We start from the raw sequence: 15,507 nt of genomic DNA on the forward strand, positions 1-15,507 counted from the left end.
CCGCGGCCCCCCGAACGTTGGCCAGCAGTGGGTCAGTAGGTTGCCACCAGCTTGGCCGCCAATGCCTTGGCACCCGCTCGCCAAGAGGCTTCTCTGGCAGCAGCGTTGGTTCTGATCACATCTGCGGCCAATGGCTCCACCGGGCCGCCCAGAACCGACAGATAGTCTCTTGCAGTCCAGAGCACGCGCCCCCCGCTGTCCTTCAGCTCCAAACGCATGCGCAATGTGGGCACCAGGTTGGAGCTGAATCCGTTGGGGATGCTGAAGCCATAACCTTCCACCAATATGTGCAACGTCGCGCTCCCTGCGTCCCGGGTGTCCCTCAGCGGGAACTTGCCCGACTGGCGCAACTGGGCGAGCGTCTCTTCGTAAGCGATCTGATCGATGGTGGCCCCAGAGGAGACCTCTTTCTGGAACGCGTCGCGCGTGGCATCCCTGCTGGACTGCGTTGCCAAGGCGCCCACGACGCCAAACACCATGTGCGTTGCGCCGCCGGGCCCCATGTACGTCATCTTTTCAGGTACCGCCACCTCTCGGCTTACTACCACGGACTTGATGGCCGCCCGGTCGGCGCCTGATATCTGCGCGGTGGTTGCGCACCCAGATAGAAATACCGCCATTGCAGCCATTGCCATAATCCTTGCGAACATCGATCATTCCTTGAAAAGTAAGCCGTTCGAAACCTGCCGAGGCGTGCGAGCATAGCGGTGAAACGTGACTGCAGCGACGCTTCAATGGCATGTGCACCGGCACACCTCACGCAGGCATCTTCCCCGGCACAGGTGTGGGTGGGCGCGGCTACCGCGTTGCGTGGAAAGACTACCCAGCATCCAGCAAGGCTGACACGCACTATCGGCAAGCCCTGACAGGCGCCGACCGCCAGGTTGCTGACACAATGTTGGTATGTATACGCAGCATCTGCCCCACGCCAACCCGGCCTTCCCCATGGGCTTCATGCCCCTGGCGGGCACACGGCAGGATTGCGAAGACTGCGCGCGGGGCGAGCGCCTGGGCTTTCAGTTCGAGTATGCGTACCAGCCCATTGTGGACTTACACACCCGCACGGTGTTTGCGCACGAGGCGCTGGTGCGCGGGCCCGCAGGCGAAGGCGCGTTCAGCGTGCTGTCGCAGGTGACCGAGGCCAACCGCTACCGGTTCGATCAGGCCTGCCGGGTCAAGGCCCTCAAGGGGGCGAGCGAGCTGGGCATGGCGGTGCCGGTGTCCATCAACTTCTTGCCCAACGCCATCTACAAGCCCGAGCTGTGCATACGCACCACCTTGGAGGCGGCTCGGGTGCATGGCTTCCTGGTGGAAAACATCATCTTCGAGGTGACCGAGGGCGAGCGCATCAAGGACGGCCCCTGGTTTGCAGAGATCCTGCGCGAGTACCGGCGCCTGGGGTTCAGGACAGCCATCGACGACTTTGGCGCCGGGTACGCGGGCATGAAGCTGCTGGCGGATTTTCAGCCGGACCTGATCAAGATCGACATGGACATCATCCGCAACGTGGACACCAACCGGGCACGCCAGGTCATCGTGCGCAACCTGGTGCGGCTGTGCGAAGACATGGGTATCGACGTGGTAGCCGAGGGCATCGAAACCCCGGCGGAGCGGGATTTTCTGCACGACACCGGCATACGGTTGATGCAGGGCTACCTGTTTGCGCGGCCAGCGTTCCGGGCGATGGCACAAGTCGATGCGGCGGGGTTCGGCGCCGCGCCGGGCTGACGACGGGCGCCTGCGGCTGGCCGTGTTGACCCCCTGCCCTGCCTGCTGCGGGGTCAGGCGCGCTGGCCGTTCTTGATGCGGTAGCTCGGCTGGTACATCGTCACCAGCTCTTCCGACGCCGTGGGATGCACGGCCATGGTGCGGTCGAAATCGTCCTTGGTGACGCCGGCCTTGAGCGAGATGCCCAAGAGTTGCACCATCTCGCCCGCGTCGTGGCCGAGGATGTGGGCGCCCAGCACCTTGCGGCTGCCGGCATCGACGACGAGCTTCATGATCATCTTTTCGGCACGGCCCGAGAGCGTGGCCTTCATGGGGCGGAACTCGGCGCGGTAGACCTCGACCTCGGCGTAGCGTTGGGCGGCATCCTCTTCCGACAGGCCCACGGTGCCGATCTCGGGCTGCGAGAACACGGCGGTGGCGATCAGGTCGTGGTCCGGTACGGTGGGCTTGCCCCGGTACTCGGTCTCGATGAAGCACATGGCTTCGTGGATCGCCACCGGGGTGAGCTGCACGCGGTTGGTCACGTCGCCCAGCGCCCAGATGCTGGGCACGTTGGTGCGCGAGTACGGGTCGACGATGATGGCGCCGCGCTCGTCCATGGCAACACCGGCCGCCTCCAGCCCCAGGCCCCGGGTGTTGGGGTCGCGGCCCAGCGCCAGCATGACGGTGTCGACGGCGATGGTCTCGCCGTTCTTCGTCGTGGCGATGAGGCCGCCGCCGTCACCCTCCACCTTGGCCACGTTCTCGATCACATCGGTGAGCAGGATGCGGATGCCCTTGTCCACCATGGCCTTGTGCAGGCCCTGGCGCATGTCGTGGTCAAAGCGCGAGAGGATTTCCTTGCCGCGGTAGATCAGCGTCACATCCACGCCCAGGCCGTGGAAGATGTTGGCGAACTCGACCGCAATGTAGCCGCCGCCAGCGATCAGGATGGAGCGCGGCAGCTGCGGCAGGTCGAAGGCCTCGTTGGACGAGATGCACAGCTCATGCCCTGGCAGCGCGGCATGCGGGTTGGGCGCACCGCCCGTGGCGATGACGATGCGTTCGGCGGTGACGGTCTTGCCGCTGGCCACCAGGCGCACGGTGTGGGCGTCGACCAGCTCTGCGCGGCTGTCAATGATCTCGGCGCCGTTGGTGTCCAGGCCACGGCGGTACAGGCCTTCGAGCCGGGCGATCTCCTTGTCCTTGGCGGCGATGAGCGCCTTCCAGTCGAAGGTGGGCGTGGCGACCTGCCAGCCGTAGCCCGCAGCATCCTCGAAGTGTTCGTGGAACTGCGAGGCATAGACGAACAGCTTCTTGGGCACGCAGCCGCGGATGACGCAGGTGCCGCCAAACCGGTACTCCTCGGCCACGGCCACCCGCTTGCCGAGCGAGGCGGCCACACGGCCGGCCCGCACGCCGCCGGAGCCGCCGCCAATCACAAACAGGTCATAGTCATAGCCGCTCATCGCATTGTTTTCCTTGTCATTGTGTCTTGCAGCCCGGTGCGCGCGCATGCATTGCGCTGCAGGCAATCAGCAGGTCGCATGGGATGGTAAGGCAACGCTGAACAAGAGAGCGCTGCAGGGCCAAAATCGGCCGCACGTCGCGTACCGAGATGGCGGCTCAGGCGCCGACCGCACGACCCAGCACCATGCCCCCGACAAAAAGCAGCCAGTCATTGGCGATGTGGGCCATGGCCGACACCGTGAGGTTCTTGGTGCGCAGGTACGCCAGTGACAGCACCAGCCGCGCCGAGCCAATCACCAGCAGGCACTGCGCCACGTTCCAGCCATAGGTGGGCAGGTGCAGGGCGCCGAAGATCAGCGCCGACACCAGCCAGGCCCCCACGATAGCCTGGCCTCGGCCCAGGCCCAGCGGGCCCGACAACCAGGCGAGCACGGCGAGGAAGGGCAGCACGGTGATGATTTCCTCGCCGATGAGCTGGGGTATGGTGCGCGCAAAAAAGGCCATGCGCTCGCCTGTGTCCATGCGCCCGAGCGCACCGAACGCGGGGTTGGAAGCCTCCTCGCCGAACAGACGGTTGACCAGCAGGGCCACCGACAAGGTCACGGCGATATTGAGCAGCGCCACGCCCAGGGCCAGGCCCAGGTCGCGCCAGCCCACGCGCCGGAACAGCACCTGCCAGTGCGGCCCGGCCACGGCCCGCAGCGCCAGCAAGGGCACCAGCGGGAACAGGATGGCCGGCACCACCGCGCCCCAAGCCCCCCAGGCTGCAGGCATGGGCAGGTACAGCGCGGCAAAGCCCAGCGCCGCGCCCAGCAGTAGCACGCACCAGCGGCCCGCACCCAGGGCGAGCGGCCGGCCGTTGTAGAAGGGGAAGTCGGCGCCGCCAGGCGTGGCTGCGGGGGTCTGCGCAAGGGTCATGAGGATATGTGCAGGGGGGCGGTAAAGCACATTAGAAGGCATTTCGGTGGGCTGACACTTCACACTGGCCTCACAGCCGTGGGCAACACTTGGCAGGCACATGCCCGTGCGCCCGTTGTACCCGCCTCCAATGAACTTCGTACCCCACCCGCTGCGCCGGTTAGCCCAACCCTTCGTCTTCGCCGGAGCCATCGGCCTGGGCATCTGGCTGTGGCTGAAGCTCGGCGACTTCTCACTGGCCCGTTGCCCGCCCGACCTGGTCTGGTACGGCGGCGCCAGCGGCGACAAGAAATGCAGTTGGCCCCTGGTGGTCTACCTGGCCAAGGACATCGTTGGCGCGGCCCTCACGGGCGCCCTGCCCGTGCTGCTGTGCGCCGCTGTGGCGCCCGCGAACAAGGCGGCTACCGCACGCATCGCCGCCATCGGTACCAGCGCCCTGGCGGTGCTGTACATGCTGGTCAGCACGCACAGCCTGCGGCCTGCCGGTCTGGTCATCGCCGTGGGCCTGACCAGCGCCGCCTCGCCCTGGCTAGCGGCCTTGCTCGTGGCGCGTGCGGTGCGGCCATCGCGCAGGGCGCGGTGCTGACCCTGCTCAGCCGATCACGGCCCCGAGCAGCACCACAAAGCCCAGCAGCAACCAGTCATTGAGGATGTGCGCCAGGGCAGCGACCGACAGGTTCCTGGTGCGCAGGTACGCGAGCCACAGCACCGCGCGCGAGGTGCTGATGATGATCAGGCTCTGCGCCACGTTCCAGCCGTAAGTGGGCAGGTGCAGGGCACCGAACAGCACCGACGCCAACACCCAAGCGCCTACGATGGCCCGGCGCCGTGGCCAGCCCAGCGGGCCGGCCAGCCAGGTGAGCAGCGCCAGGAACGGCAGCACGGTGAGGATCTCTTCGCCGATGAGGTGCGGCACAGTGCTGGCCATGAAGACCAGCCTTTCTTTAGTGCCCATGCCGGCCAGCGCCTTGATCACGGGATTGGGCACGGCGCCGAAGAAGTGCGCGACGATGAGGGCGACGGCCACCGTCACGCCGATGCTGAGGAACACCAGGCCCACGGCCAGCCCCAGGTCGCGCCAGCCCATGCGCCTGAACAGCACCTGCCACTGCGGCCCCGCCACCGCCCTGAGTGCCAGCAGCGGCAACAGCGGGAACACGAGGGCCGGGACCGCAGCAGCCCACCCGCCGGACACGCGCCACACCACCATGGCGGGGATGTACAGCGCACCATAGGCCGCCGCCAAGGCCAGCAGGATGAAGCACCACTGGCGCGCACCCAGCGCCACGGGCCGGCCGTTGTAGAAGGGGAAGTCGGCGCCGGGGGGCGCAGTGGTGTGGTCAGGTGTCATGCAAGCCAGGTGGGGTGGTCGGCGAGCCAGGGCGGCCTTGCAGTGGCCGCCAGTGGCGTGTGCTTTGGAGAGCATAGCGCGGACCAGCACTTCATACAGGCCTCACAGAACGGGGCAACACTGGCGCACCGTTTGTTCTCTACAAGAAGCTATGCACTACCTGAAAACCGGGCTTCGCTGGTGCGCCCTGCCCTTCGTGTTCGTTGGCGCGATCCTGGTCGGCTGCTGGATGTGGTGGGTCTTCGCGCACACCACCGTGGCGGCTTGCCCGCCGCCGCTGGCAGGCTACGGCAGTGACCCTGTCAGCGTGAAATGCGGCCTGCTGCTGGCCGCACGCCTGGTGCTGGACATTGGCGGGGCATCGATGCCGGGCCTGATGGCGGTGTTTCTCTGCGCGCTGGTAGCCCCCGCACAGAGACCCGCCGCAGCATGCGCGGCGGCCATCGGGGTCTGCGCGCTGGGGCTGCTGTATTTTCTGGGGACGGTCTCCGTGCGCAGCCCGATCAGGCTGTTGGCCCGGGCCGACCTGGTGGCGCTGGCCGCATCGCCCTGGCTGACGGTCTGGCTCGTTGTCCACCTGAGCCGGAAGCCGCAGGGCCCTAATCGGCCGTGGCGTCCAGCCGGTAGCCAAAGCCCCGCACGGTCTTGATCAGGGCCAGCGCGTGGCCCTCGTCGATCTTGCTGCGCAGGCGGCGCACGTACACGTCGACCACGTTGGTCAGGGGGTCCTCGTTGGTGCCCCAGACGTTGGAGAGGATGCGTTCGCGGCTGTACACGCGGCCCGGCGCGCTCATCAGCAGCTCCAGAAAGGCCAGCTCGCGGGCGGTAAGCGCGATGGGCTGGCCGGCGCGGCTGGCCTGCATGCGCTCCAGGTCCAGCACCAGGTCGGCCACCTGCAGGGTGCTGGCGCGCGGGCGCTGCTCGCGGCCCCGGCGCAGCAGGGCCTCGATGCGGGCCAGCAGTTCCTCAAAGGCAAAGGGCTTGGTCAGGTAGTCGTCCGCACCCAGGCGCAGGCCGTTGACCTTGTCTTCGGTGTTGCTCAGCGCGCTGAGCATCAGCATGGGCATGTGGCGGCCTTCGGCGCGCAGGGTCTGGCACAGCTCCAGTCCGCTCAGGCCGGGCAGCATCAGGTCCAGCAGCAACAACACGCCGGGCTCGGCGCCGCGCGCCAGGGTCAGGCCTTCGGGCCCGGTGCGGGCCAGCTCCACGCGGTAGCCCTCGGCCTTGAGGCCGCGCACCAGAAAGTCGGCCACGCGCGCATCGTCTTCCACCACCAGGATCTGGTTGTTCATGCCAACGCCCTCGGCTGCACGCCTGCGGCCTGCGCGGCGCCGGGTGGTGAGGCCGCCACCAGCGGCAGCACGATGCGCACCACCGTGCCCTGCTGCGGCACGCTGGCAATATCGACGCGGCCCTGGTGCGCCTGCACGATGGCCTGGGCGATGGACAGGCCGATGCCCGTGCCGTCGGCACGGTGGGCGCGCGCCCGGCGCCCGCGCACAAAGCGCTCGAACACGCGGGGCAAATCGTCCGCGTCGATGCCGATGCCCTCGTCGCGCACCACTACCGCAACCTCAACCACCCCACTCGTCCCGGCCATGCCCTGCAGGCCGATGCGCACGGTGGTGCCGCGCGCCGAATAGCGCACCGCGTTGTCGAGCACGATCACCAGCGCCTGGCGCAGGCGGTCGGCGTCGGCCAGCACGGTGAGCAGCCCGGCGGGCAGTGCGCCGCTGCCATCGCCCCCCTCTTCGCGGTCGTCCAGCAGTTGCACCTGCACGCCCTGTGCAGCTCCCAGGGCGGCGCCCTGCTCTGCGGCGTCGCCCAGCAGGGCGCGCAGGTCCACCGGTGCCGGGTGCATCATCAGTTGGTCGGCCTCGGCCTTGGCGATGAGCAGCAGGTCGTGGATGACGCGGGTGAGCTGGTCCACCCCGCCCACGATGCGTGCCAGGGTCTGGCGGTATTCGTCGGCCGGCTTGTCGCCGCCGCGCAGCGCGATCTCGGCCTCGCCGCGGATGGAGGTGGCCGGGGTGCGCAGCTCGTGGCCCAGGTCGGCAAACAGCTGGCGGCGGCGCTGGTCCAGGCGCTGCAGGGTGTCGTGCGCGGCGCCTAGCTCCTGGGTGCGGGCCTGCACGGCGTCTTCGAGCCCGCGGCGCGCGGCGTCGGCGCGCGCGCGGTGCTGCTGCAGCTCGGCCGCCATGGCGTTGAAGTGCTGGGCCACGCGGTCGAATTCGTCGTTGGAGCCGGTGGCCACGCGGTGGTCCAGCGCGCCGGCCTGCAGGGCCTGCGTGCCTTCGAGCAGCCGGTCCAGCGGGCGCTGCAGGCGCCCCTTGAGGTGCAGCGCCAGCACCACGGCCACCACCAGCGTGATGAGGGCCATGCCGATGGCCTGCGCACGCAGCACATCAAGCCCGCGCTCGGTGGCCGCGCGCGCCACGGGCACGGCCGCGCGCTGGTGCGCAATGGCGCCGTTGATCAGCTCGCGCAGGTCGCGCCCGCGCGCCATGTCGAACACCTGGGTGAGCTCGCCCCACAGGGCGGGAAAGTCGGCGCCCTGCTCCAGCGGCACCAGCTGCGCCAGCCGTGCCTCCACCGCCTGGATGTTGTCGCGCAACAGCTCGGTCACACCCACGAGCTGGGGCACCTCGGCGGGCATGCTGACGCCCTCGCGGCGCACCAGCTCGGTCCACAGCGCCAGGTCGCGCCGCACCAGGTCGTCGAGGTTGGCGGCGCTGGCAACCATGCTGGCCACCAGGCGCTCGCGCTGCTCGGGCTGGGCATCGGTGTTCATCAGGCGCTGCATGGCCCACACGCGCAGGCGCTGCTTGTTGGCCGACAGGTCCAGCAGCTCGGCCTGGATGTCGCTGGCCAGCCGGCTGTGCTGGGCGTAGTCGTTGACGCGGTTGGCGCCCCAGTACACAAAGGCGGCCTGGATGCAGACCAGGGCCACCAGGGCGGCCAAGGCCAGGGAGAGTCGTGCGCGGTACATGGGGGCGAAAGGCCTGGTCGGGAGGCTCGGATTATGAAGCCTGGCAGGCGCACCGCCGGTGCGCCTGCCAGGCCGGGCGCGGGGCGGGGGTACCCGGCCCCGCCACCCCTCAGTTGCCGGTGAACGGCAGCGACGAGTGGTGCACTACGATGCGCAGCTTTCCCGCATCGTCCTTGACGAAGGCCCAGGTCTTGTCCACCGTGGTCACCTTGCCGGCCTTGTCGGTGAACATCACGTTGCCCATGGTGTTGGCCGAGTCACCGGTGATGAACACGGCGGCATTGGCAATCTCGCATTGGGTCCAGCCCTTGAGGGCGAAACCCGTGTCCTTGGGGTAGGCCGGGTTGCCGCCCACGAAGTAGGCCAGCGCGCCCTCGCGGGTGGTGCGGAAGGTCTGGGGCGTGGTGGTCAGGGTCGGCTTGAACAGCACGGCGCCCATCTGGTAGCCGTAGGCGGCGTCGATCACCTTCTCGGCCAGCGCCTTGGCCGCCACCGGGCCGCTGGCGGTGTTGGTGGTGCTGATGTCGACCAGCGCCTTGCACCAGGCCTGCTGGGCCGCCAGCAACTCGCTTTCGGAGATGGCGTGGTTGACGACCGGGCCTTTGGCGGCGGCAGGGAGGGCGGCAGCGCCCACCAGGAGGCTGGCGACGGCGATGCAGATGGATGTTTTCATGGTTTTCTCTGGTTGAAATGGTTGGTTCCCCCCAGCTGCCGGATGGCTGCCTGGGAGACCTACAGTTCACCAAAGCGGTATGGACGCGGCCTGAATGCCAGATGACAAGGCCGTGAGCAGAAGATGAACGCGGGATGAACGGCGCGGGCTGCATGGGGCCGCCGTCCGCCTCCCCGGTGACGACTGGCCTTACGCCTGCTGCACCCTATTGCGCCCCGCCTGCTTGGCCGCATACAGCGCGGCATCGGCGCGCCCATAGATGCGCTCTGCATCCTCGCCATCCACCAGCGTGGCAACGCCCACGCTGATGGTCACGGGCATCTCGTCCCATGGGCCGTTTTCCACCGCCTGGCGCATGCGCTCGCCGACCTCGTGGGCGCCGGCCTCGCCAGTACTGGGCAGGATGACGGCGAACTCTTCGCCGCCCACGCGGGCCACCACGTCCACCGTGCGGGCGCAGGCCTTCATGTGGCCGGCAATGGCCTGCAGCACGCGGTCGCCGCCGTCGTGGCCCAGGGTGTCGTTGACGCGCTTGAAGTGGTCCACGTCGAGCATGAGCAGGCTCAGCGGCGCGCCGCGGCGCTGCACGATGGCCAGCTCCTGCGCCATGTGGCTGTCGAAGGCGCGGCGGTTGCGCAGGCCGGTCAGGGGGTCGGTGGTGGCCAGCTCTTCGAGCTTCATGTTCAGCTCGTCCACGCGCTGGATCTGCTCCACCAGCTGCTGGTTGACGGCATCGGCGTGCTGCAGGGCCATGCGCAGGCGGATCTCGCGCAGGGCGGAGTGGGCGAACTCGGTGAGCACGTCCAGGTCCTGCTCGGTCCAGTGCCGGGGGGCAAAGTCGATGGCGCAGAAGGTGCCCAGGGTGTCGCCCTCTTCCGTGAGCAGCGGCACGCCGGCATAGGCGCGCACGCCCATGGCCTTGACACTGGGCACGTCGCGGAACACCGGCAGCAGCGTGGCGTCTTCGATCACCAGGGGCACCTTGGTCACGGCCACATAGTGGCAGAAGGTGCGGCCCATGCGCACGCGGCTGCTGCCGGGTGCCTCTGCAACGGGGCTGACCAGGCTCTTGTGGTAATCGCGCCTCTGGTCCAGCAGCGAGACGAAGACCACCGGCGCCCCCGTGAGCCGCGAGGCCAGGCGGGTGAGGCGGTCGAAGTTCTCCTCGGGCGGGCTGTCGAGCAGGCCGGTGCGCCGCACCGCAGCCAGGCGCCGGGGGTCGGCCAGCGCGGTGAGGATGCTGGCGTCGTCCGGCGGAGGGGAAAGCGCAAGGTCCATGGCGTGCTCTACAAATGAGTGAGTGGCTGGCAGTTGACCTGCATTATTGGCCCACGGAGGGCGTGGCCGCAACGGGAAGACCCTCTGCATAGACGGCGGCCGGTATGCCCAGGAAGCTCGGACCACCGAGCGTGGCCCCCTCCAGCGAGCCGCCCTGGTTGAGCGCATCGTTCACCGTGTTGAGCAAGGCGCTGCGGTCGGTGACCGTCTGGAACACAAGGCGCGGCCCGGTGTGGAACATGGCCTGGGCCGCCAGCACAGCGGCGATGAAGACGGGTTCGCGTGCGAAGGGAAGGCTCACCCATTCGCCTGCAGCATCTTGCACTGCGAATTCGGTAGGCAGTTGCATTGTCTCGGCGCTTTTGATGTGAGAGACCAGCACCAGCCCGAACCCTTCGGGCACCACGTCTATCAGCCGGCGCGCAAGCATGGCGTTTTCGCCCGCCAGGGCCAGCACCTGCGCCTCGATCTCGCCCGTGGACAGTTCAGGCTTGCCCAGGATGGCAATGGTCGATTGAACCAGGGCGGTGATGCGGTCGGTCATGGGGACGGGGGAATCGGCGGCTTGGTGGCAAGCAGCACGGATTGGCTGCACGCAAAAGCATACTGCAAGCCTGCAGGGCCGGCGCCCGCGCGTTGGCTCTACGCAGAGCGCGCAGAGGCTGCCTGGTGCAATCCGCCCGAAACCACCGCAATTCCCAGCGCCACCCCCACCAACACCGCCGCAGCCCCGAACGTGGCCTGCATACCCGCCGCCAACGCAGCGGGCTGCGCAGTGGCGATGCCCTGGCTGCCGGTACCCCACGTGAACACCGCACCCATGGCCGATGCACCGGTGACCAGGCCCAGGTTGCGCGACAGGTTGAGCAGGCCCGAAGTGACGCCGCGCTGCTGCGGCTGCAGCGCCGTGGCCGCCATCACCGCCGTGTTGTTGGCGGCCTGGAACAGTGCGTAGCCAGCGGTGATGACGGCCAGCGCTGCCACATAGCCGAGCACGCCCGAAGCCGGCCACACCGCCGGCATCAGCGCCAGCGCAGCCGAGCCCGCCGCCATGGCGATGAGCCCGGCCACGGTGGTGCGCTGGGTGCCCAGGCGGTCCACCATGCGGCCGGCGGGCACGCCGGCCAGGGCCGACACCAGCGGCCCGCACGACATGGCCAGGCCCACCTGCGCCGCACCCAGCCCCAGCGCGCCCGACAGGTAGAACGGGCCCACCACCAGCGTGGCCATGACCACGGTGGTGACCAGCGCGCCCATGGCAAAGCCGGCGCCCAGTGCAGGGCCCTTGAACAGCGCCAGGGGCACCAGCGGCGCGGCGCCACCTGCGCGGCCCGCTGCCCGGTGCTCCACCCCCACGAACAGGGCCAGGCCTGCGCCAGCGCACACCAGCAGCGCTGCATTCAACGTGCCGAAGCTGCCATGCCCCAGCGTCATGGCCAGCGCATAGGCGGCCAGTGTGGCCGCAAGCAGCACCGTGCCGGCGATGTCGAAGCGCGGGCGCTGTGTGGCGGCCCGCTCGCGGTCCGCCGGCAGGTAGCGGCGTGCCAGCCACATCGCGGCCCCGCCCAGCGGCAGGTTGATGAAGAACAGCGCTGGCCAGCCCCAGCCCGCGATCAGCACCCCGCCCAGTGTGGGCCCCAGCGCCGTGCCCACGGCCGACATGGTGCCCAGCAGGCCCATGGCGCTGCCGGTGCGCGCCTTGGGCACCGCGTCGGCCACCAGGGCCATGGCCAGCGCCATCATCACGGCGGCACCCAGGCCCTGCACGGCGCGCGCGGCGATCAGCAGCCAGAGCGACGGCGCCAGGCCGCACAGCAGCGATGCCCCGGTGAACAAGGCAATGCCCGCCAGCAGCAAGCGCCTGCGGCCCAGCAGGTCGCCCAGGCGCCCCACGCTGACCACCACAGTGGTGATGGCCAGCAGGTAGGCCAGCACCACCCACTGCACCTGCTGAAAGCTGGCGCCAAAGGCCTGCGCCAGCGTGGGCAGACCCACGTTGGCGATGCTGGTGCCCAGCGAGGACAGCAGCATGGACAGCGACAAGCTGGCCAGCACACCGCGTTGCGCGGTGGGGGACGGGGTGCTTGGGGGGATGGTTTGGGTCATGGTGCGGCTGCAGAATTCAGAGGGATGCACCGAGCGTAGGCGCCCATCAGAGATAGCGGAAGGCGCAGCATTTGCATTCAATCAGTGCACCAGACGCCATGCCATCTGGTATGTTCGGTGCGTGCCCCGCCCTGACCTGAACCTGCTCGTCACCCTGGATGTGCTGCTGACCGAAGGCAATGTGGCGCGCGCCGCCAGGCGCCTGCACCTGAGCCCCTCGGCCATGAGCCGGGCGCTGGCGCGCCTGCGCGAGACCACGGGCGACCCACTGCTGGTGCGCGCCGGCCGCGGCCTGGTGCCCACGCCCCGGGCGCTGGAGCTGCGCGAGCGCGTGGGCCAGCTGGTGCACGACACCGAGGCCGTGCTGCGCCCTGCCCAGGCGCCCGACCTGGCGCAGCTCACACGCACCTTCACCCTGCGCACCAGCGATGGCTTTGCCGAGACCTTCGGCCCCGCGCTGATCACCCGCGTGGCGGCCGAGGCGCCGGGCGTGCGCCTGCGCTTTGTGCAAAAGCCCGACAAGGACAGCACCCCGCTGCGCGATGGTGAGGTGGACCTGGAGACCGGCGTGCTCGGCCCCGCCATGGGCCCCGAGGTGCGGGTGCAGGCGCTGCTGCGCGACCGCTTCGTGGGCGTGGTGCGCGCGGGGCACCCGCTGAGCAAAGGCAAGGTGACGACGAAGCGCTACGTGGCCGGCCGGCACATCGCCGTGTCACGCCGCGGGCTGGAGCAAGGGCCCATCGAGCAGGTGATGGGCCCGCTGGGCCTGGCACGCGATATCGCCACCATCGTGAGCGGCTTTGCCACCGCGCTGGCGCTGGCCCGCGCCACCGATTTGATCGCTACCGTGCCCGAGCGCCACACCGCAGGCCTGCGCGCAGGCCTGCACAGCTTTGCCCTGCCCGTGCCGGTGCCCGAGATCACCGTGTCACTGCTGTGGCACCCGCGCCTGCATGCCGACCCGGCGCACCGCTGGCTGCGGGGGCTGGTGCTGCAGGTGTGCGCAGCGTAGCAAGCTGGCGCGCTGCGGCTCAGGCACGCCAGGGCGCGACCGCATCCCCGCCCGACACCAGCTGCTGGCGCGCGGCCGGGGTGAACAGGTTGTAGAGCATGCGCGGCGGCGATGCGCTCACCTCGTCGAGCGCCGCGCGGTGCTCTGGGGACAGCACCACATCCAGCGCAGCAATGTTGTCGGCCACCTGCTCCACCCTGCTCACACCCATGAGGGTAGAGGTGATGCCGGGCCGCCCGGTGACCCAGGCCAGAGCCACGCGCGCGGGGGTCTGCCCGGCTTCGGCGGCCACGCGGCGCAGCACATCGACGATGGCCCAATTGCGCTCGGTGAAGAGGGAATCGCCGAACGGGTTGGCGCCGTCCAGCCGCTTGTCGCCGGCCGGGCGCTCTTGGCCGGCTGCGGCCACTTCGCGCGGCAGGCCGCCTGCGCGGGGTGCGCCGGCCTCCACCGTAGACCGGTCGTACTTGCCTGCCAGAAAGCCGAAGGCCAGCGGGCTCCAGGGCACGATGCCCATGCCGAATTCGCCGGCCAGGGGCACATGCTCGTCTTCGATGTCGCGGTTGGCCAGCGAGTAGAAATACTGCAGGCCGATGGGCCGGGGCAGGCCCCGCACGGCGGCCAGCGTGGCCAGTTGAGCGGCGTACCAGGCTGGCGCGTTGGAGACGCCCCAGTAGCGCACCTTGCCGCTGCGCACCAGGGCGGCCATGGTCTCCAGCAGTTCCTCGGCCGGAGTGGCAGAGTCCCACACATGCACCCAGTACAGGTCCACATGGTCGGTCTGCAGGCGGCGCAGCGAGGCGTGCAGTGCGGCATGCACATGCTTGGCGCCGTTGCCCCCGGCATGCGGCCCCTGCCCTGCCGAGAAGCCCGCCTTGGTGGCGATGACGATGCGCTCGCGCAGGCCGCGCTCGGCGATGAAGCCGCCCAGCATCTCCTCGCTGGCGCCGCTGGAGTACACGTCTGCCGTGTCCACGAAGTTGCCGCCGGCCTCCACATAGGCGTTGAACACAGCGCGCGAAGCGTCTTCGCCCGAGCCCCAGCGGGGCGCGCCAAAGGTCATGGTGCCCAGCGCCAGGGGGCTGACGGCCAGGCCCGAGCGGCCCAGCGTGCGGTAGTCGGTGAGAGACATGGATTAATTTCCTAGTGATTGATAGGAAAATATAGCAGCCCTTGCCAAACGGGGCAATCGATTTCATAGTGCACGCTATGAAAACCAAGGAACCCGCTGCCCACCGCCGCAAAGGCCGCCCCCTGTCGTTCGACCGGGACGTGGCGCTGAACCAGGCCATGCTGCTGTTCTGGCAGCACGGCTACGAGGCCACCTCACTCAACGACCTGACCACCGCGCTGGGGGTCACGCCGTCCAGCATCTACACGGTGTTTGGCGACAAGAAGGGGCTGTTTCTGGCGGCCGTGGGGCACTATGTGTCCGGCGGCCCGGTCACCTCGCAGACCATCATCGACGGCGCGGCCTCGGCGCGCGACGCCGCCTGGGGCCTGCTGCAGGCGGCGGCCATCGGCTCCAGCGGGGCGGACACGCCCGCCGGCTGCCTGCTGGCCAGCTCGGCCATCAGTTGCTCGGACGCAGCCAGCGAGGTCAAGGAAACCCTGGCCGGCCTGCGCCGCGGCATCGAGGCCATGCTGGAGCAGCGCATCGCCCAGGCCATCGCCAGCGGCGAGCTGCCGCCCAGCGCCGACGCCGATGCCCTGGCCGGGCATGTGATGGCGGTGATACAGGGCATATCGACCCTGGCACGCGACGGCGCGCCGCGCGAGAAGCTGCTGCGCGTGGCCACCACGGCAATGCAGGCGTGGCCGGCTCGCGCGGGGGCTGAGGCGCGGTAAATTCAGCCCGCTTTGCTCCGGGTGGGTGAGACAAAATGTCCAGCGCTATGTACCTTCAGGCTTGCTACGATCACTGCAATTAGTATCCAGTGATAGCGAGGAAAAGATGGATTGGGTCCCTGTAGTCTTCATTGTGTTCAAGGTTCTCGTGTTCG

General features: G+C 69.0%; 16 protein-coding genes. 5 read left to right on the forward strand and 11 right to left on the reverse strand.

Going from position 1 to position 15,507, the window contains the following annotated elements:
* Positions 1-32 precede the first annotated feature (32 nt).
* The gene (locus ASE28_RS05565) at positions 33-650 is read right to left on the reverse strand and encodes a hypothetical protein (RefSeq protein WP_057265334.1); all 618 of its coding nucleotides are present in this window, start codon (positions 648-650) and stop codon (positions 33-35) included.
* 253 nt (positions 651-903) lie between these two features.
* On the opposite strand from ASE28_RS05565, the gene ASE28_RS05570 reads away from it, so the two are divergent.
* Positions 904-1,728: an EAL domain-containing protein gene (locus ASE28_RS05570; protein ID WP_057265336.1), complete on the forward strand. Its 825-nt coding sequence runs from the start codon at positions 904-906 to the stop codon at positions 1,726-1,728.
* Positions 1,729-1,781: 53 nt separating this feature from the next.
* On the opposite strand, the gene gor is transcribed toward ASE28_RS05570, so the two are convergent.
* A complete protein-coding gene (gor, locus tag ASE28_RS05575) occupies positions 1,782-3,176 on the reverse strand; it encodes a glutathione-disulfide reductase (RefSeq protein WP_057265338.1) in 1,395 nt (464 codons plus the stop codon).
* A 157-nt stretch (positions 3,177-3,333) separates the two neighbouring features.
* Entirely contained in the window at positions 3,334-4,095 is a 762-nt protein-coding gene (locus ASE28_RS05580) for a CPBP family intramembrane glutamic endopeptidase (protein ID WP_057265340.1), read from the reverse strand.
* Positions 4,096-4,225: 130 nt separating this feature from the next.
* Between ASE28_RS05580 and ASE28_RS05585 the strand changes: the two genes are divergently transcribed.
* On the forward strand, positions 4,226-4,681 hold the full coding sequence (locus ASE28_RS05585; RefSeq protein WP_057265342.1) for a hypothetical protein: 456 nt from the start codon (positions 4,226-4,228) through the stop codon (positions 4,679-4,681).
* Positions 4,682-4,687: 6 nt separating this feature from the next.
* On the opposite strand, the gene ASE28_RS05590 is transcribed toward ASE28_RS05585, so the two are convergent.
* Entirely contained in the window at positions 4,688-5,446 is a 759-nt protein-coding gene (locus ASE28_RS05590) for a type II CAAX prenyl endopeptidase Rce1 family protein (RefSeq protein WP_057265344.1), read from the reverse strand.
* A 151-nt stretch (positions 5,447-5,597) separates the two neighbouring features.
* On the opposite strand from ASE28_RS05590, the gene ASE28_RS05595 reads away from it, so the two are divergent.
* Entirely contained in the window at positions 5,598-6,095 is a 498-nt protein-coding gene (locus ASE28_RS05595) for a hypothetical protein (protein ID WP_057265346.1), read from the forward strand.
* Here the strand turns inward: ASE28_RS05595 and ASE28_RS05600 are convergent.
* The 6 genes from ASE28_RS05600 to ASE28_RS05625 form a co-directional block, all read right to left on the reverse strand.
* The gene (locus ASE28_RS05600; protein ID WP_057265348.1) at positions 6,046-6,738 is read right to left on the reverse strand and encodes a response regulator transcription factor; all 693 of its coding nucleotides are present in this window, start codon (positions 6,736-6,738) and stop codon (positions 6,046-6,048) included. The two genes, ASE28_RS05595 and ASE28_RS05600, sit on opposite strands and share 50 nt — an antisense overlap.
* Positions 6,735-8,435, reverse strand: coding sequence for a cell wall metabolism sensor histidine kinase WalK (locus tag ASE28_RS05605; RefSeq protein WP_057265350.1), 1,701 nt, complete (start codon positions 8,433-8,435; stop codon positions 6,735-6,737). The genes ASE28_RS05600 and ASE28_RS05605 overlap by 4 nt, the downstream gene beginning before the upstream one ends.
* A 109-nt stretch (positions 8,436-8,544) precedes the next feature.
* The gene (locus ASE28_RS05610; protein ID WP_057265352.1) at positions 8,545-9,108 is read right to left on the reverse strand and encodes a hypothetical protein; all 564 of its coding nucleotides are present in this window, start codon (positions 9,106-9,108) and stop codon (positions 8,545-8,547) included.
* A gap of 189 nt (positions 9,109-9,297) precedes the next feature.
* The gene (locus tag ASE28_RS05615; RefSeq protein WP_057265354.1) at positions 9,298-10,386 is read right to left on the reverse strand and encodes a sensor domain-containing diguanylate cyclase; all 1,089 of its coding nucleotides are present in this window, start codon (positions 10,384-10,386) and stop codon (positions 9,298-9,300) included.
* A gap of 43 nt (positions 10,387-10,429) precedes the next feature.
* Positions 10,430-10,930 (reverse strand): hypothetical protein, encoded by a 501-nt coding sequence (locus ASE28_RS05620; protein WP_057265356.1) that lies wholly within the window; start codon positions 10,928-10,930, stop codon positions 10,430-10,432.
* Positions 10,931-11,028: 98 nt separating this feature from the next.
* Complete coding sequence (locus ASE28_RS05625) at positions 11,029-12,492, reverse strand: MFS transporter (protein WP_057265358.1); 1,464 nt, start codon at positions 12,490-12,492, stop codon at positions 11,029-11,031.
* 121 nt (positions 12,493-12,613) lie between these two features.
* On the opposite strand from ASE28_RS05625, the gene ASE28_RS05630 reads away from it, so the two are divergent.
* A complete protein-coding gene (locus ASE28_RS05630; protein ID WP_057265360.1) occupies positions 12,614-13,504 on the forward strand; it encodes a LysR family transcriptional regulator in 891 nt (296 codons plus the stop codon).
* 19 nt (positions 13,505-13,523) lie between these two features.
* Here ASE28_RS05630 and ASE28_RS05635 read toward each other — a convergent pair whose 3' ends face one another.
* Positions 13,524-14,636 (reverse strand): aldo/keto reductase, encoded by a 1,113-nt coding sequence (locus ASE28_RS05635; RefSeq protein WP_057265362.1) that lies wholly within the window; start codon positions 14,634-14,636, stop codon positions 13,524-13,526.
* A gap of 77 nt (positions 14,637-14,713) precedes the next feature.
* Between ASE28_RS05635 and ASE28_RS05640 the strand changes: the two genes are divergently transcribed.
* Complete coding sequence (locus ASE28_RS05640) at positions 14,714-15,352, forward strand: TetR/AcrR family transcriptional regulator (protein WP_057265364.1); 639 nt, start codon at positions 14,714-14,716, stop codon at positions 15,350-15,352.
* Positions 15,353-15,507: the final 155 nt, after the last annotated feature.

Source organism: Acidovorax sp. Root219 (genome assembly GCF_001428665.1).
Classification (GTDB): domain Bacteria; phylum Pseudomonadota; class Gammaproteobacteria; order Burkholderiales; family Burkholderiaceae_C; genus Acidovorax.

What these genes read in the sequence shown, in the direction of transcription:
- ASE28_RS05565 (WP_057265334.1), bottom strand. Translation starts at nt 650, where the DNA reads ATGTTCGCAAGGATTATGGCAATGGCTGCAATGGCGGTATTTCTATCT.
- ASE28_RS05570 (WP_057265336.1), top strand. Translation starts at nt 904, where the DNA reads ATGTATACGCAGCATCTGCCCCACGCCAACCCGGCCTTCCCCATGGGC.
- gor (WP_057265338.1), bottom strand. Translation starts at nt 3,176, where the DNA reads ATGAGCGGCTATGACTATGACCTGTTTGTGATTGGCGGCGGCTCCGGC.
- ASE28_RS05580 (WP_057265340.1), bottom strand. Translation starts at nt 4,095, where the DNA reads ATGACCCTTGCGCAGACCCCCGCAGCCACGCCTGGCGGCGCCGACTTC.
- ASE28_RS05585 (WP_057265342.1), top strand. Translation starts at nt 4,226, where the DNA reads ATGAACTTCGTACCCCACCCGCTGCGCCGGTTAGCCCAACCCTTCGTC.
- ASE28_RS05590 (WP_057265344.1), bottom strand. Translation starts at nt 5,446, where the DNA reads ATGACACCTGACCACACCACTGCGCCCCCCGGCGCCGACTTCCCCTTC.
- ASE28_RS05595 (WP_057265346.1), top strand. Translation starts at nt 5,598, where the DNA reads ATGCACTACCTGAAAACCGGGCTTCGCTGGTGCGCCCTGCCCTTCGTG.
- ASE28_RS05600 (WP_057265348.1), bottom strand. Translation starts at nt 6,738, where the DNA reads ATGAACAACCAGATCCTGGTGGTGGAAGACGATGCGCGCGTGGCCGAC.
- ASE28_RS05605 (WP_057265350.1), bottom strand. Translation starts at nt 8,435, where the DNA reads ATGTACCGCGCACGACTCTCCCTGGCCTTGGCCGCCCTGGTGGCCCTG.
- ASE28_RS05610 (WP_057265352.1), bottom strand. Translation starts at nt 9,108, where the DNA reads ATGAAAACATCCATCTGCATCGCCGTCGCCAGCCTCCTGGTGGGCGCT.
- ASE28_RS05615 (WP_057265354.1), bottom strand. Translation starts at nt 10,386, where the DNA reads ATGGACCTTGCGCTTTCCCCTCCGCCGGACGACGCCAGCATCCTCACC.
- ASE28_RS05620 (WP_057265356.1), bottom strand. Translation starts at nt 10,930, where the DNA reads ATGACCGACCGCATCACCGCCCTGGTTCAATCGACCATTGCCATCCTG.
- ASE28_RS05625 (WP_057265358.1), bottom strand. Translation starts at nt 12,492, where the DNA reads ATGACCCAAACCATCCCCCCAAGCACCCCGTCCCCCACCGCGCAACGC.
- ASE28_RS05635 (WP_057265362.1), bottom strand. Translation starts at nt 14,636, where the DNA reads ATGTCTCTCACCGACTACCGCACGCTGGGCCGCTCGGGCCTGGCCGTC.
- ASE28_RS05640 (WP_057265364.1), top strand. Translation starts at nt 14,714, where the DNA reads ATGAAAACCAAGGAACCCGCTGCCCACCGCCGCAAAGGCCGCCCCCTG.